Annotated in this window: 10 protein-coding genes and 2 pseudogenes; 6 read left to right on the top strand and 6 right to left on the bottom strand. The window is 34.9% G+C overall.

The window, feature by feature from the left end; translation table 11 throughout:
- Nucleotides 1-42 precede the first annotated feature (42 nt).
- Entirely contained in the window at nucleotides 43-1,452 is a 1,410-nt protein-coding gene (gene glnA / locus PVV65_RS00945) for a type I glutamate--ammonia ligase (RefSeq protein ID WP_273754283.1), read from the top strand.
- A 156-nt stretch (nucleotides 1,453-1,608) separates the two neighbouring features.
- A complete protein-coding gene (locus tag PVV65_RS00940; RefSeq protein ID WP_273788869.1) occupies nucleotides 1,609-2,160 on the top strand; it encodes a hypothetical protein in 552 nt (183 codons plus the stop codon).
- A gap of 31 nt (nucleotides 2,161-2,191) precedes the next feature.
- On the opposite strand, the gene PVV65_RS00935 is transcribed toward PVV65_RS00940, so the two are convergent.
- On the bottom strand, nucleotides 2,192-2,974 hold the full coding sequence (locus PVV65_RS00935) for an ATP12 family chaperone protein (RefSeq protein WP_273788868.1): 783 nt from the start codon (nucleotides 2,972-2,974) through the stop codon (nucleotides 2,192-2,194).
- 641 nt (nucleotides 2,975-3,615) lie between these two features.
- Here PVV65_RS00935 and PVV65_RS00930 point away from each other — a divergent pair.
- The 4 genes from PVV65_RS00930 to PVV65_RS00915 all read left to right on the top strand — a co-directional run bounded on the left by PVV65_RS00930 (nucleotide 3,616) and on the right by PVV65_RS00915 (nucleotide 7,568).
- A complete protein-coding gene (locus tag PVV65_RS00930; protein ID WP_273788867.1) occupies nucleotides 3,616-4,116 on the top strand; it encodes a prephenate dehydratase domain-containing protein in 501 nt (166 codons plus the stop codon).
- A 46-nt stretch (nucleotides 4,117-4,162) separates the two neighbouring features.
- Complete coding sequence (locus PVV65_RS00925) at nucleotides 4,163-5,368, top strand: DUF6421 family protein (protein WP_273788866.1); 1,206 nt, start codon at nucleotides 4,163-4,165, stop codon at nucleotides 5,366-5,368.
- A gap of 83 nt (nucleotides 5,369-5,451) precedes the next feature.
- Nucleotides 5,452-6,312: a DMT family transporter gene (locus tag PVV65_RS00920; protein ID WP_273788980.1), complete on the top strand. Its 861-nt coding sequence runs from the start codon at nucleotides 5,452-5,454 to the stop codon at nucleotides 6,310-6,312.
- The gene (locus PVV65_RS00915; RefSeq protein ID WP_273788865.1) at nucleotides 6,309-7,568 is read left to right on the top strand and encodes an ATP-grasp domain-containing protein; all 1,260 of its coding nucleotides are present in this window, start codon (nucleotides 6,309-6,311) and stop codon (nucleotides 7,566-7,568) included. Before PVV65_RS00920 ends, PVV65_RS00915 begins: the two co-directional genes overlap by 4 nt.
- Before the next feature lie 519 nt (nucleotides 7,569-8,087).
- Here the strand turns inward: PVV65_RS00915 and PVV65_RS00910 are convergent.
- The 5 genes and pseudogenes from PVV65_RS00910 to PVV65_RS00890 all read right to left on the bottom strand — a co-directional run bounded on the left by PVV65_RS00910 (nucleotide 8,088) and on the right by PVV65_RS00890 (nucleotide 13,985).
- Nucleotides 8,088-10,841, bottom strand: a complete 2,754-nt coding sequence (locus PVV65_RS00910) for an autotransporter outer membrane beta-barrel domain-containing protein (protein ID WP_273788864.1) — start codon at nucleotides 10,839-10,841, stop codon at nucleotides 8,088-8,090.
- 917 nt (nucleotides 10,842-11,758) lie between these two features.
- Nucleotides 11,759-12,200: pseudogene (locus PVV65_RS00905) on the bottom strand (hypothetical protein).
- Between the two features lie 168 nt (nucleotides 12,201-12,368).
- Complete coding sequence (locus PVV65_RS00900) at nucleotides 12,369-12,770, bottom strand: hypothetical protein (RefSeq protein WP_273754294.1); 402 nt, start codon at nucleotides 12,768-12,770, stop codon at nucleotides 12,369-12,371.
- 365 nt (nucleotides 12,771-13,135) lie between these two features.
- Nucleotides 13,136-13,548 (bottom strand): annotated as a pseudogene (locus tag PVV65_RS00895) (hypothetical protein).
- A complete protein-coding gene (locus PVV65_RS00890) occupies nucleotides 13,545-13,985 on the bottom strand; it encodes a hypothetical protein (RefSeq protein WP_275065128.1) in 441 nt (146 codons plus the stop codon). The pseudogene PVV65_RS00895 and the gene PVV65_RS00890 overlap by 4 nt, the downstream one beginning before the upstream one ends.
- Nucleotides 13,986-15,288: the final 1,303 nt, after the last annotated feature.

The raw sequence follows: 15,288 nt of genomic DNA, 5'->3' as shown, positions 1-15,288 counted from the left end.
TCGCCTTTTATCACCCTCAACGCCATATTAAGGAAATTGAATATGACAACCGCATCAAATATTATCAAACAGATTGCAGACAACGAAATCCGTTTTGTTGATTTACGTTTTACTGATCCACGAGGAAAATTGCATCACATTACAATGGATATCGCAGAGATCAGCGAAGATACCTTTAGTGATGGTGTTATGTTTGATGGTTCTTCAATTGCTGGTTGGAAAACAATTAATGAATCTGATATGGTTTTAATGCCTGATCCCAAAACAGCACATATTGATCCTTTTTTTGCTCAATCCACTTTGGTCATATTTTGTGATATCCTTGACCCTGTCTCTGGTGAGTTTTATCGTAGAGATCCTCGTTCTATCGCCAAAAGGGCTGAGGTTTATATGAAATCTTTAGGTATTGGAGATACAATCAATATAGGACCAGAAGCAGAGTTTTTTATCTTTGATGATGTGCGCTATAAAACGGATCCTTACAACACAGGATTTAAACTCGATTCAAGTGAACTTCCTTCCAATGATGATACAGAATATGAAACAGGCAATCTAGGACATCGTCCACGAATGAAGGGAGGCTATCTTCCTGTTCCACCGGTTGATTCCTGCCAAGATATGCGTTCTGAAATGCTCACAGCACTCAAAGATATGGGCGTGCAGGTTGAAAAACACCATCATGAAGTCGCAGCGGGTCAACATGAATTGGGGATTCGTTTTGATACGCTTGTTCGCGAGGCTGATAAGATGCAAATTTTTAAATATGTTGTGCATCAAATAGCAAACAGTTATGGAAAAACAGCAACTTTTATGCCAAAGCCCATTTTTGGTGATAATGGCTCAGGAATGCATGTCCATATGTCCATTTGGAAAGATGGAAAACCCATCTTTGCGGGAAATGAATATGCCGGACTCTCAGAAACCTGTTTATTTTTTATCGGTGGTGTTATTAAGCATGCAAAAGCAATTAATGCTTTTACCAATCCATCCACAAACTCCTATAAGCGTTTGGTTCCTGGTTATGAAGCTCCTGTCCTTCTTGCCTATTCGGCACGTAATCGTTCTGCATCTTGCCGTATTCCAATGAGTTCTTCGCCAAATTCAAAACGCGTAGAAGTTCGTTTTCCAGACCCAACAGCAAATCCCTATTTAGCATTTGCAGCCCTCTTAATGGCTGGTCTTGATGGCATAAAAAACAAAATTCACCCTGGACATGCTATGGATAAAGATCTTTATGATCTTCCCTTAAAAGAACTCAAAGAAATCCCTACCGTTTCAGGAAGTCTGCGTGAAGCACTTGAAGCGCTCGACAAAGATCGTAGCTTCCTTAAAGCTGGCGATGTTTTTGATGATGATCAGATTGATTCCTTTATTCAAGTAAAGATGCAAGAAGTCTTACGTTACGAAACAACGCCTCATCCTGTTGAATTTGATATGTACTATTCTGTTTAAACAATAAATACGCATTATCTTGATTTTTAAAATGGAGGCGAAAGCCTCCATTTTTGTGGATATCCGTCTTGTGCAAGAGTGCAAAAGACTTTTTGCTTATCTACTTTTCCTTTATAATCATTTTGAATCTCTTCAAATTAATTAACAAGGTTTCTAATGCCGCGAATTTGTTTTCTCATTTCTATTCTTTTATGCATTGTCCTTATCCCATCAACAACTCTAGCGCATACAATTAGAAACCAAAAACTCATAACCCTTGAACTTGAAAAAGCAACATCTGCTTATAGTAAAGCACTTAAAAATGCCGATGCAGATGCCATTTTAAACGCTATTCCCCCCAAAATTATTAACAGCTTAACAGCTAAAAAAAATCTTAGTCAATCGCAATTTCAACAAATCATGAAAGGCCAAATCGAACAGTTGGCAGAAAATTATAAGATTGAAAGTATCCACATTGATCAAAAACAAAAACGTGAAGGTAAACTTGATAATGGCATTCCTTATTTTGTTATCCCCGTAGAGCTTGTAACCACAACAAATGCTGGAAAAAAATGTTCTATTCAAACTGAAATTATTGCCCTACTTCATAATAACCAATGGTATTTTATCCGAGGTAATGACGAAGCAATCGTAAATATAATCGATGAAGTGTTTCCTGGACTTGAAAAAGTAAAAATCAATCCTCTAAAAATTACAAAAATACAATGATCGAAGAGAATAATAAATAAAGGCTTTAACCTTATAAACAAGTTGTAACGATTGTAACAGCTGCATTAAATTCAATTTTTTTATGAGCACGGCGTACCATTGTCTCTTTATCCATTCCCCACTGTTCTATCATCCAATCTTCATCTAAATGAGCAATAGACCAAGCATGATCCGCATCAATTTTTCCCACAGCGACCGCAAGAGCAATAAGAGCAGATCCCGTTAAAGTTGTCATCACATGGAGTGCAGCAAGCATATAAGGAGACTCAACGCTACGTAAATAATGGCTCACAGCTTGAAGTGCTTCAGGTGATTGTTCCACATGCATCAGCCCTTCTGTCAAATAAAAGCGTGCTCCTAGTTTTTCTTCTGCCCAATCCAATAAAGGATCCCATTGTTTACATTGCCGTTGTACCAACTCTTTAGGGGTTTGTGCACGATAAAAAATCATATCACAAGCAACAAAATGCAATAAATCTTCAAAAACAGCCTGCATATCATCAGCGATACCATCAATAACAGTGTTAACAAGACGCGTCATCGGCATTATTGCTGGATTAACAACGTTCTTTTGGCTCTCAAATTCCTGAGCAATGAATTCAGCAAACGCTTGCGTTGGCACAAGAAAATGACGCTTTGCGGGCGTTTTAACGGGACGTTCATCTAATAAGATCGCAAATCCTCCCTCCTCACAAGCAATCTTTACTTCTCTATAAAATCGTTTAGGATGTGGTTGGCATGAAAGATTTTGACTCTTCTGGACAGAACTATTTTTATTCGAAGGTCTATCAAAATGATTCAAAATTTCACGCATATTGTTTTACCTCTGACATTTCAAAAAAATGACTTATTTTCAAAGCTCTATATATCTGATTTAAGATTTAAATTTATCTCTTTCTCTATCTTACAAGAAAAAAATCTTACTAATCCAAACTGATTTTAAAATATATCCTTTATTGAACACACAAGACAATAATGATTGCCTTTCATATATTCAATACAATCACAACTATAAAACAATTTTTAAAAGTATTTATCTTAATTAAAAAGCTAAATATATTGAATTTTATGGCAAAAATGTTCACGCTTTATCACTATGCTCATTATCCACCCACAATAGCATTATTGATATGAACAGTTCAAAAACGCTGCTCATCCCCAAAATGATAGAGCAGTACGGTTTACTATCATCCGCCTTCGCTTAACCATTTTAATCATTCTCTAACATATCCAATAAATACCCCCCTGCGTAGAATTTTTTCTGTTCAATGTCTACCCTAAACGACCATGTTTTATGGCATGATAGGATAATAACAAGACTAAATTGTATCGTAAATTTTCTTTCACATATACATATATTTTATAAAATACTAAATTAATTAGTTTATTGTGCTTGATATACTCTACATATTGCACTAGTTTAAATTTATTCGCATAATTAAAAGAATAGAGATCGTGCAATCTGAAAATAATATTTTTATATATACACTTGGCCCTGCAGATACTAACTGTGCAGCTGCAGCAAAATGGTGGCTTGATAAGCACAATCAAAATATTTTATCCACTGACTTAAGATCCCGTATTATCTTATACGCAACACTTGAAGAGGCATTCAATGAACTTTCTCAGAAAAAAGATGGATATCTCCTGAGCTGTGCTGCTTACCCCAATTTGCATACACTCATATTTACGCGTTTAGATGATATGCAATTATTTGACAGTTTTATTATGCCTACCCACTCTATGGTTTTAGCTAAACGCAATAACTCTGATAAAATTAAAACCGTAGCTACTCATCCTGCCCCTCAATCTTTGGTAGCGAATCAATACGACAAAATATTTGCCAACAGCAATGCTGATGCGGCCGTTCTTTGTAAAGCTGAAAAAGCAGATGCTTGTATCACAACATCAGTTGCGGCAAACCGCTATAAGCTAAATATTGTGGAAAATTTTTGACAAGTGCCAATGGCCTTTTTGCTCCACTCGCTAAAGTCAGCTAATCATGAAACAATCTGAAGCACTTCTTTCCATTGTTAACTTGGTTGACAAATTCCGTATACGCCAAAAACTAGATGGTAGCATTAAGAAACCAACTTCAGCAGATATTAATATGATCAATGAATTGATCACTCTGCTGAACCACCATGTAGATATTATTGACGGATTATCTTCAGAACTTTTAGCTACCACTTCTGATGATCTTCATCAGTGGATGCTTAGTGGTTTAACTATCCCTCCTAAATTTGATAACACTTTAGCTGCTTTTAAAGCACCATTACCAGATGCTCCTTTGTTTTTCTTGGCTCCAATGCGTGCAACTAATGGCTCCGCTCCAGAAGGATTCCGGCTGGAATTAGTTACAGGATATCGTCATGAAACGGCCTATCTTGCAGACGCCTCAAAATATACAAATAATTATGTATCACCTTTTCAATGTATAAAAATGGGAATAGCATCAAAGGGTTTTTTAGAAGGCAATTGCATTGTTTTATTCCCAGAATCTGTAGCGACTGCTAAGAAAATTGATAAGCAAGCATTTGCTTTGTTTTTTTTCAGCAAATTCTTTGATATTTACAATAAGCAGACAATTGTGGAAGCTGAACGTTTACTCGGTCAAGATAGTAAATTCCTGTTTGGTCAATTACATAGCCGTAACTTATCTAAAGAAGACATTTACGATATTCGCTGTTTGTGGGGCTATTATCATGACTATGCACATCATATCGGCCCGCGTCCATTGGATAAGAATCTATATATAAAATTAAATTGGTTCACAGGCCTTCTAGAAGAAACTAAAGTTGATTTAATTACAGTGCATATTATGCTACAAAAGCATCCAAAATTTTGGAAAGAAATAACAGAGTTTGTCCTATTAGAACGCATATTTCGTTATCCAAAAGATTCTGATCAACATATGACTTTCGATGCTGGTACAGGTATCTTGCTTTTTGAAATATTCATGCGTAACAAAGCATTGATTGAAACCAATGAAGGTTATCTTCAATTTGATTTGAAACGTCTTGAAGAAGTAATAACATTGATGATCGAAGATATAGAAGCGCTTGAAGCATTTGATGATGACGCTTATTTGGTAGGAGCTAAGAATTATATCCAAAATAATCTTGGAAAACCGGAAACCTCACAGTTACGATTTAATTTTTCAACATCAAACTATGCACAGCGCGTTATTGGGGGATTAAATCGTTGAATTTCTTAAAAGGACGGTTATTCTTATTTACCTTTGCCATTCTCGCATTGTTTTCCATAAGTTGGTTATTATCTAAGAATTTGGTGAGCAATATACCAGTAATGCATGCGGTTGGACTGAGGTTGTGTGCAACTGCCACCGCTTTATGGTTGATTGCAGTCTTTCGTGAAAAAACTGTTTTCAGATCTCTATCATTGCTTTCCATGATACCTTCTTTTTTTATTCTATCTGTATTAGGATTCTCGTTATATTTTGTATGCAGCTTTGGTGCATTAAAATCACTCAAAGCCAGTGATTTAACCATGGTTTTAGCAACCATTCCAGGGATTACCTATATATTGGGTACACTGACGAATAGCCTTATGTTTTCGTGGTTCAAGTTTATCGGCATGATCATTGTCAGTGTAGCGGCTATAACATTCAATATAAACAGTATAGAGGGTGCATATTACAGTTTAACAGGAATAACTCTTGCTTTAACAGCAGCGCTTTCTTACTCTACTTATGGCTTATTGTCTAAACGTTACCTTAAAAATTTACCTTTGCTCACCTCACTGGCTTGGATCACAACAATTTCTGCAGCATCGTTTATGCCATTATTCATTTTTGATCCTGCCCCACTCTTATATCTTCAGTTAGAAGATATATTTAAGATATTGATTTTAGGAACTGTTTGTTCGGCACCAGTTTACGTATTGTATCAAAAAGTTTTAGCCGAGGGAGGCGTATTATACGCCAACACTATCGGCGTATTATCTCCTTTTGCAGTGGTTACATGTGAATGGATAATAGGCTCGAGCACTTCTTTCAATATTATCAAAATAATTGCTATGATGATGGCTGTTATAGGGATGACACTCTTATTCATAGATGCATCAAAGGTATCTGGATGGCAACGAAAACACCGTTCCCAAAATTCCAAATTTAATGAGGAAACAAAGTGAAAAAACTCGCATTAGTTTGCCAGCGCAATGCAAAACTACCATTTATATTTGAAGCTGCAAAAGCAGCTAATATCGAATTGGTAATGATCTATGATACCGCTGAAAGTGCTCCTACTCAACGACCTACAGCAGTTACTTCAACTTGGCAACTTCCTGTTTTTGATAATCCAGAAGCAGCTCTAGACACTTTTTCAGCCGAAGTAAAAGAACGCAATATTTCTGGGGTCATAACCCTTCGCGAAGAAGCCATCCTATGGACAGCTTTGGCTGCAAAAAAAATCAATACTCCAAGTATTGAACCAGAAGTAGCAGCATTAACCCGCAACAAATATCTTATGCGTCAAGCTTTTGCTAAAGCAGGGCTTAGAACACCAAAATTTTTTTATATAGATAATCCAGAAGACCTTTCACAAGCACATTCCTTGGAGTATCCGCTAGTCATTAAACCCGTCTCTGGATGGGCTAGTACAGGCATAATGTTAGCTAAAAATTCCGCCGAACTTCCTGATCTCGTCAAAGCAGTATGGAATGTTCAGCATAAAGACATGGCACGTTTTAACGATACAAAGAAGCCTTTAGGCTTAGTAGTAGAACAGTATTTGCCAGGAAAAGAGTTCGTCGTAGAATGCTTTGTTGATACAGCAGGTGTACATGTTCTAGCCGTTGGTGACAAAGGACAACCTGAAGGACCATGGTTTGAAGAAACAATTTATCGTCAACGCCGTGATATAGAAGAACCTCTAATTCTTGCTTTATGTGAAGTTGCATGCTCTGGAGTAAAAGCTCTTGGTATAAATATGGGGGCAGCCCATGTAGAGCTACGCCTAGATGTCAATAACTTGCCTTATATCATTGAGATCGGTGCTCGTATAGGTGGATCTGGTGTCTCCCATTTTATTGTAGAGCAAGGTACAGGAATTTCATTTGCAAAACTCTGTATGAATGCCGCTTTAGCTGAACCAAATCCAAACCTTCCCGATATATTCCCAGCTAAAAAAGTTGCTGCAAATTATATTATTCCTCTTTGTGGTCATGGGCGCTTTTGTGGATTTTCAGGTCTAAATAAGGTTGCACAACATCCTCAAACCGCTAGAACTATAATTTTCTTTGAAACCGATCATTTTTCACTACCTCCACCAGCATTTGGGGGATATCCTGGTTTTATTTTCTCTGTTCATGCCTCAGATCAAGAAGCACGCGATTACCACAAATGGCTTGATGACACCTTAAACATCATATGGAAAACCGATATTTAAATAACCTGGATAGAGATATTTCTACTTACTCTTAATGTTGATATGAATCTTATCAATACAGGCAAAATCACAATGCACTTTCCTAAAATTTTGCAAAAGCCTTCTCCTTAAAGAAGATGTTGAATTTTATAGTGATAATTGATCCATAACTTTGCACACTCTCCATCTTTAAAAGAGGTATTTACACACACACTCACATGTTTTTAAAATGCTTCTTACAGTCTATAAAGCGAAGTGGAAATATGAAGTTGTGTATTTTACGCATGACCCTTCTTTGCTTAACGGCAAAAGCTCCCAATTAAAAATCAATATCCTCCTTCATGTTATACTTGATATTCACCTCCTCAAACAACGGTGTTTTACAGCATAATAGGATAACAGTGCTGCTATTTAAAAAGCCGATGACGAATGATCTCATATATTTGTAACCCAAAAAAAGCACAAACAGATAAAAAAATAAAATCAAAGTGATCCTTTTATATTTATCAAAATACATGGATTATTTTGAAAAAAGATTTATTAAAAATGATAACGCAATCCACCAGAAAAACGAACGCCAGAAAAACCAGCCTTGGTTAGCTTATGCTGATAGCTAAAATCACTGTAAAGTGTAACTTTAGAAGAAAATTGTGCATTAATCCCCAAACCTGTTTCTAAAGAAGAACCAAAAGCCCCTAACTGGAAAACATCTTTTAGATGAACAAATTGTTTTTCACCAAAACGATGGGTAAGATGAATATTGCCATTTAAAGAAATAATACGATCTTTTTCATATGCCGTAAATGTTTTACTTAAATACCCTCCAATACGCATCAACCATTGATCTGCTTTTTTCATCTCAACATCAATCCCATCAATATCACAAAACTTATCAAATTGAAGATATTGATAAACAAGCTGAATCTGCGGATCAAAAAAAAGACCTTCCTGTCCTATCATAAACACTTTACCAGCAGACAACGAAACGCTCAGAGAATTTGCTTTTAATGTCGCCGTCTTACCCCATGAATGAGTAAGTACATCACCCTTAAACAAACCATAAGATAAAAGACCATCTCCATAAAAACCCGTATTGTGTTTCATACTACCGTATGCCGTAAATGTCCATTTATTAAACGGACTCTTTTGACTTTGTTCCACGTTACGAGGTTGTAAGGAAAGCTTTCCATAAGCCCCCATAATCCCAAAAGATATCGTACTATATGCCCTCTCTATTGTTTTGAGTAAAATATCTGTTTCTATAGCGTTATAATCAACATTTCCATCGTACCCATATTCAATGAGAGACAAATCTGAGACATAACGATAACTCCCCCCATAAGCATGAACAGATAAAGAAAAATTATCTTTAACTTTTAATAACTTACCAGAAATAGACCGCATAGCTTGCAACTGCTTTTGTTGATTACTAATACCCATCATCCCCACATGAAACAAAGCATTTTGTAACAGAAGATAGGTTGGAACTTGTGGAACCACTTCTCTGATCTTTAACTCAGAATGAGGGATAACAGACATCCCTAAAGCAGGCTGAATATATTTACTTTCAAGGCGAAAATCCCAAAAGTCACCCTTTCCTTCAACCAATCTTTGAGAAGCTTGTGCTTGTCCAAAAGAAGAAGCTGGACCATAGCCATTAAGATAATATTGATAAGGCAACCCCTCTAATGCGATATAAGCACGATTTAACTGAAAAGAATCTTCAGCTGCTTTTCCAGAAACCTGAATAAGTGAAACACTATGAACATTTTCACCGGTCGCTATTTCCCCCTGATTTTCTGCAATAAATTGCACATAAACTGTCGTTTTTCCAGAAACATCACCATGTATTAAAAGGCGATCAGTCTTTTTATTATCAAGCAACCCATCACGCCTGAGATAGGTATTAAGATAAATATCCGCACTATCTTGCGCACTATAAACTTCTTTCTCTCCCTTCCCAATATGAAGTGTCTGATATTCGTGAAACATTGGTGTTTCAAAAGCGATGAAACTATCCGAAAGTTTTACAAATGAAATAAATGAACTGGTAAGGTTTGAAACTTGCGAATCTATCTCTCTTCTTCTTGTCAAAAACCATTTTGATCCTCTTGTTAAATAAAGCTCAGCAATAGAATCATCGGTAACACGAGTGCTTCCCATCAATGAAGAAGAATCAGCTAAAATCGCGACAGTCCCTCCTTTTTCAACTGTTAATAATAAATCACCAGAAATTTTAGTATCTTCTGTTACAGCAATATAACTCCGACTATTATTATTATAAATCGCTGTTCCAGCTGGAGTTTCAAAAACCGTCTTTTTCAAAAAAACGAGTCCCTGTTCATACGCATGATTCTCCCCTCCCATTTCAAAATGCATACCATGATTGTTCCCTATTGCCTCAATAGTTGAATCTTCAATATTAATCCGCGAAATTAAAATATTTTCTTCCCCACCGACAGCAGATTGTGTGTTAAAATCTTGTCCAACTGTTAAAACATGCATATTCGTAGAAACAATATTCGTATTTTTTAAATAAACAGAACCCTGCTGTTTTACATTCAAAGCTGTATACGTAACTCTTTCATTTGTATTTTCTCTATGTTTTGTTTTTTGACGTTTTGAAGTAATGGTAACACTATCTAAAGTTGCACGCCCACCTCTCTCGACATAAAGCGCAGCGGCATCATTTACATCAATAAATCCACCTTTCATCTGAATACCTGCATTAGTACTAATGAAAAGAGCGCTCTCTTGACCAATACCCTGACCTTCCACTTTAATTTTTGTATTCATTAACGTAACAGATGCCCCTACTTTCTCTGCATAAGCAGCGACCTGAGAAGCTTCAATTATTCCACGATTAACTTCAATTATTCCATGATCAGCTTTAAGACCTACTGACACATTTTTAAAAGCTGAATCGCTCAAGACAATTTTTCCTCCTCTTGATACAACAGCACCATAAATATCTTCTATACCTGCAGTACCTTCAATCTCTATACGCATTGCCTGAATAACTGTATTTGGCTCCTGTACTCCTATAGCGGCAGGAAAAGCGAAAGAGCTTCCCTCCGCATTTTTTTGTTTAACAGCTGCCGTAAACTTATATATTTTATCACTAATTGTATGCTTTACACCATCACTGCATTCATAAGGTAATTTGTTTTCGTCACATAACAGTGATATAAATGGACGAGAATGTGCCTCAATATTTATATTTAAAAAAAAAGAAAAAATAACTGTCGTAAAAACACACGAATACAAGCGATTATTAGATACTTTGATTATCATTGCTTTTCAAAACTTTCTTTTTTCAACAAAAACAAAAAATGCTGGCAAAAAATAAACTGTAAAAATTAAATACAATAAGAATAAAATAAGAAAAGTTATTTTATTGTCTTTCTGACAAAAGACAGAGTCTAATAGTATGTTTTGTATTTTATGTAAAGAAAGAACAAAAAAATTAAAAATATCATTGAAGATGAAAGTCTTTTTAAAGACCCATACCACAAATGCTGAAAGCTAAAATACAAAGCACCAGGAAATTGATCTCAAAAAAAACGCAAAGAAATACGAATTTTAAAGAAATATAATATTCAATTTATCTTATTTCTAAAAATAAAAATATCACACAATGAGATACAGTAAAATTTATAATCGCATGATTTCTTCAACCACAACAAAAAACCAAGAAAACTTTCCCTGAAATGCAAGCGAATGTACACAATTTCTACATTAAAATTGCAGATATCTAGCAAAAAAATTAAATTAACAAACAAAGGTTTTCTTAATGCCGTATTACCAATGAGTTGAATGAATTAATAAAACACTTTAGAAGATATGATTTAAAAAAGATCATAAAATAAAAAGCTATTTACATCAAAATCACTTGCATAACATTTTAGATCACCAGCTAAGAACTAAAATGCAGTAAAACATTTGTTCTCCTAAAGTTGAAAAACATCAAAATTAGCTTTATGAAAGCAATCTGGTCATTATCGTTAAAGTAGCTGTATTAACAAAGCTATTTTTTACCATTTTTTATATCAAATAAATTTCTAAATGTTCCCCAATATTATCATCTGATAATAACACTATTGCAAATCTCAGATTTGATGAATTGGAGGTGAAAAAGAACTGTATTTCTCCCCTTTTCCCCTATAATATTTTTATTCAATTATTGCTTTAAAGATAAATATTTCACTTTTTCAAAGCTTTTTTATTTGCTGTTTCTTTTTATCATTCTCAAGTCGTAACATCAAGTCTCGCTCTTGCTTTGTCGAATTAGTTACACCAAAAGTATCATTATCCATAACCTGCTGATACCCTGCTATCATTAAATTGACTAAAAATGAATCACTTCGTGGCGCTGGTGAAAAATAGATTCCTTTTGAATCTTGCAATTTGTAGCGATAACCTGCTTTAGTCATGCACTCATAAATTGCTGCAAACTCACTTGCACGTGAATCCATATTTTCAGAAGAAGCATAGATTGGTTTCCAGCCACATTTTGATAGCGCTTGTTGGACCATAGACTTATTGACGCCTGGGCTTTTCCCATAATTCTAGCGTCGATGAGGGAGGTTTGTTAACACATCCAGCAGAGTTTAATAAAACTACAGCACTTAATAATTTTAATATTTTTTTCAATTCCCCCTCCTTTAATATTTACAATAAAAAGGCTGATAAGTCTGCCAATATTTTTCTCGTACGCAGGACAACTCTGAAGAGCATATAGACCATACATTGAAAAAGCAACCGCACTCCCTCCTGCGAGAATAAAAAAATATGAGGATTATTGATTACAGCAACCTCAACTTAAGGCTGACATTCGGGTTGTTCTTTGTTCTCTTCACAATGAGGACTATTCAAACGCCTCTCTACACTTCGCTGAGGAATAACAGCATTAGACTGACAAATGGGAAGATTTTCATATTTTTCACACCACTTAACCCTTCCCAATTTATCCTGAAAACCTGCTTGTATCATGCATGCATTCACAGACTCCTCTGTATTGAATTTCTCATCGGTACTTACTTCTGTATCAAGACGACCATCCAGATGCTGCATTCCGCACTCCAACAGAGCTTTTTTGATCTCAAGTTGATCTGCACCAGCCTTTCCCCATGTATCTACAGCCGTTTGAGAAGGCTGTTCTGGGTAACACCCAGCCATAACAAATAAGGCTATCCCGCTTAATAATTTTAAAATTTGCTTCACTTTCCTATCCTTGAATAAATTTAATATACAAAAACAATCTCTAAATTATTTCACATGCTGTTTTTTCATTTTCAAAATAATGACGTACATTATCACTTTTTATTATCGCTTATCTTTTCCAATGATTATTCTAAATGGCATTGTATCAAAAATACAGCAAAATTACTACTAAAATCATATCCTATAACGTTATATTTAAATATTATTTTCAATATTTTGATTACAATTGAAATAGATATTTTTATAAATGTTGTCCTACATTTGTATACCTCATGGATAAACAGCATTAAAGTGATTAGAGGAAACAACCCTACATGAGTATGAGAACACATGGCTGTGGAGATTGTTTCCATCAACAGTAAAATTTAAGGATAGCATTCATATTGTTCTAGATGCTTTTTACAAAACGGGCTGTTTAAGCGCCTCTTGACACTTCCTGTGGAATGATAGCGTCAGGACGACAAATCGGAAGGTTTTCTTCTTTAAAAGGATAACATCATCCTCCTGCTCTCGAAAGTTCCTCATGTTTATAGCAAATTTATAGCGAAAACCTGATTGAACCATGCAAGCATAAATTGTTGCTTTTGCATTAATGCTTACCTTTCTATTTTCTGAATCCTCATCATAAGGAGTTGGCATGCCACATTCTAAAAGGGCTTTTCCTACTTCAGTAAAATCTGCTCCGGACGTACATATACCCTGGAGAAGGCTTAAAAAAATTACACCCAGCTATAATAAACAAGACTATCACACTTAATAATTTTAAGATGTACTTCATTTCTTGCTCCTTGGTTTAATTGAATCAATTTGTATACGGTGAGATGAACCATAGAACGAAATACACACATCACTTCCATGACCATAACAAGCATGAACAGTAGGATAAGTCGTAAATATTCTCCATGCCTCGTTCCAGGGACCGCTGCCAGAAGGGATCTTATCAAAAGTAGCGGGATTTTTGCCAAACACAATACCAACAAAGTCATCTGCGTGGTTTTCCAAGCCAACAGAGGTTTGCTTGCCATCACTTAAATAATCAAGCGTATTCGCCATCGATTGAGCATTATAAGCAGGAGCAAAAAGGTTGATACTCGTGTTACCTGCTATGCCGTGAATACCACGTTTTTCAAAATCAAGCATCCCCTTTTTGCCTGCTGTCATGCTACCACGGCTGTGCGCATCAATATTTAACCCGTCATTGTCATAGGGAAACAAGATGTGCACTACAACGAGGAAACGACAGTATACATAAAAAACATAATAAAGTCAATATGTTGCGTTCAATTATTTTATATGAATCCACTTAAGAATCCACACTTTTATGTATGATTCATTTGACCATTTTCTATAAAAGATTGGCACGTATGAATAGAGCATAAAAAGCAAATCATGATGTGAATATTATAACGCATCTGTGTATTCAAATGAAATGAAAAGCAGCTATCATTTATAACAGTTCATAAATTTTATGATACGTTTTTATCACTCAAAAATCGCATTGTTTAAAATTTAGTCATTTGAAATTATCGATAACATATCTTTAAAGATCACAGCTTGTTTTAACAATTGGATTGGTAATCGCATGATAAAAACATAAAATTACAATTCTCAAAATTGAGAAGCGTAAAATCTAAAAATGCTATAGCAATATTTTATTACCTATAAGAGGGTAATCGTTTGAAACTTTTATAAGCTTATAGGTTTTAATTCATTAAAGGTGCATAAAGGATTTCAATATCGTTTTTAAAGCGCTTATTAAAAAGTTAGTAAACGATAGGCAGGAAATTATAGATACTATCATCACAACAGATATGAAATTCAAAACGTTATATCTTATGATAATCAAAAGCCTTTTTATGTTATATGCAAGCAAGCGAGCAACAAACGTTTTAAAAGTTATCGTTTAAAAATATGAAGCCAAATGGGGGCAATCCAAATTTGGATTGAGTAATTTTAGTGCCCCCCAAATTTGGGGGCAGCTCTTTAAGATAAGCAAGCAAAATTCAAAACCATTGTAAAATCTAGACGCATAGGGTTTTACTAAATTTTTAGTAAAATAATGCTGTTTAAAGAATGCTCTATTTTAAAGATAACCAGCTCAAATTTGAGCCGGCTAATTTTTAAAGAAATTAGGTTTTAAAGAAAAGTAAAAATACGCTTATAAAAACCTCTTTAAATGAATGTATAAACGTTTGAAACATAAAATGAGATGATTATAAGAAACGTTTAAAACCTTTTTTATAACAGTTATAACTTAGTTATCATTTCTTCTTAAGAACGTTTCATTGTTTCATTTACGAAAAAACAAAGATCTAGATTTCACAGCAGAGAAAATCTTAAAAGTCTTACATTCTATAAAAGCGTTTGTTTATTTGTCTTATGAAATGCTACTTTTAAAAACCAACGCGCATAAATGTAAAAACGGGTTTTGTTATAGACATTTCACTTAATACACATTTGCTTTTGATTGGATTGATAAAGCTAGCAAACGTTTTGATTTATTTGATAGGTTTTGATT

It is taken from the genome of Bartonella sp. ML70XJBT (assembly GCF_028618425.1).
Taxonomy (GTDB): Bacteria; Pseudomonadota; Alphaproteobacteria; order Rhizobiales; family Rhizobiaceae; genus Bartonella.
Note: the sequence above shows the minus strand (reverse complement) of the source record. Positions and strands in the feature narration are given on the sequence as shown.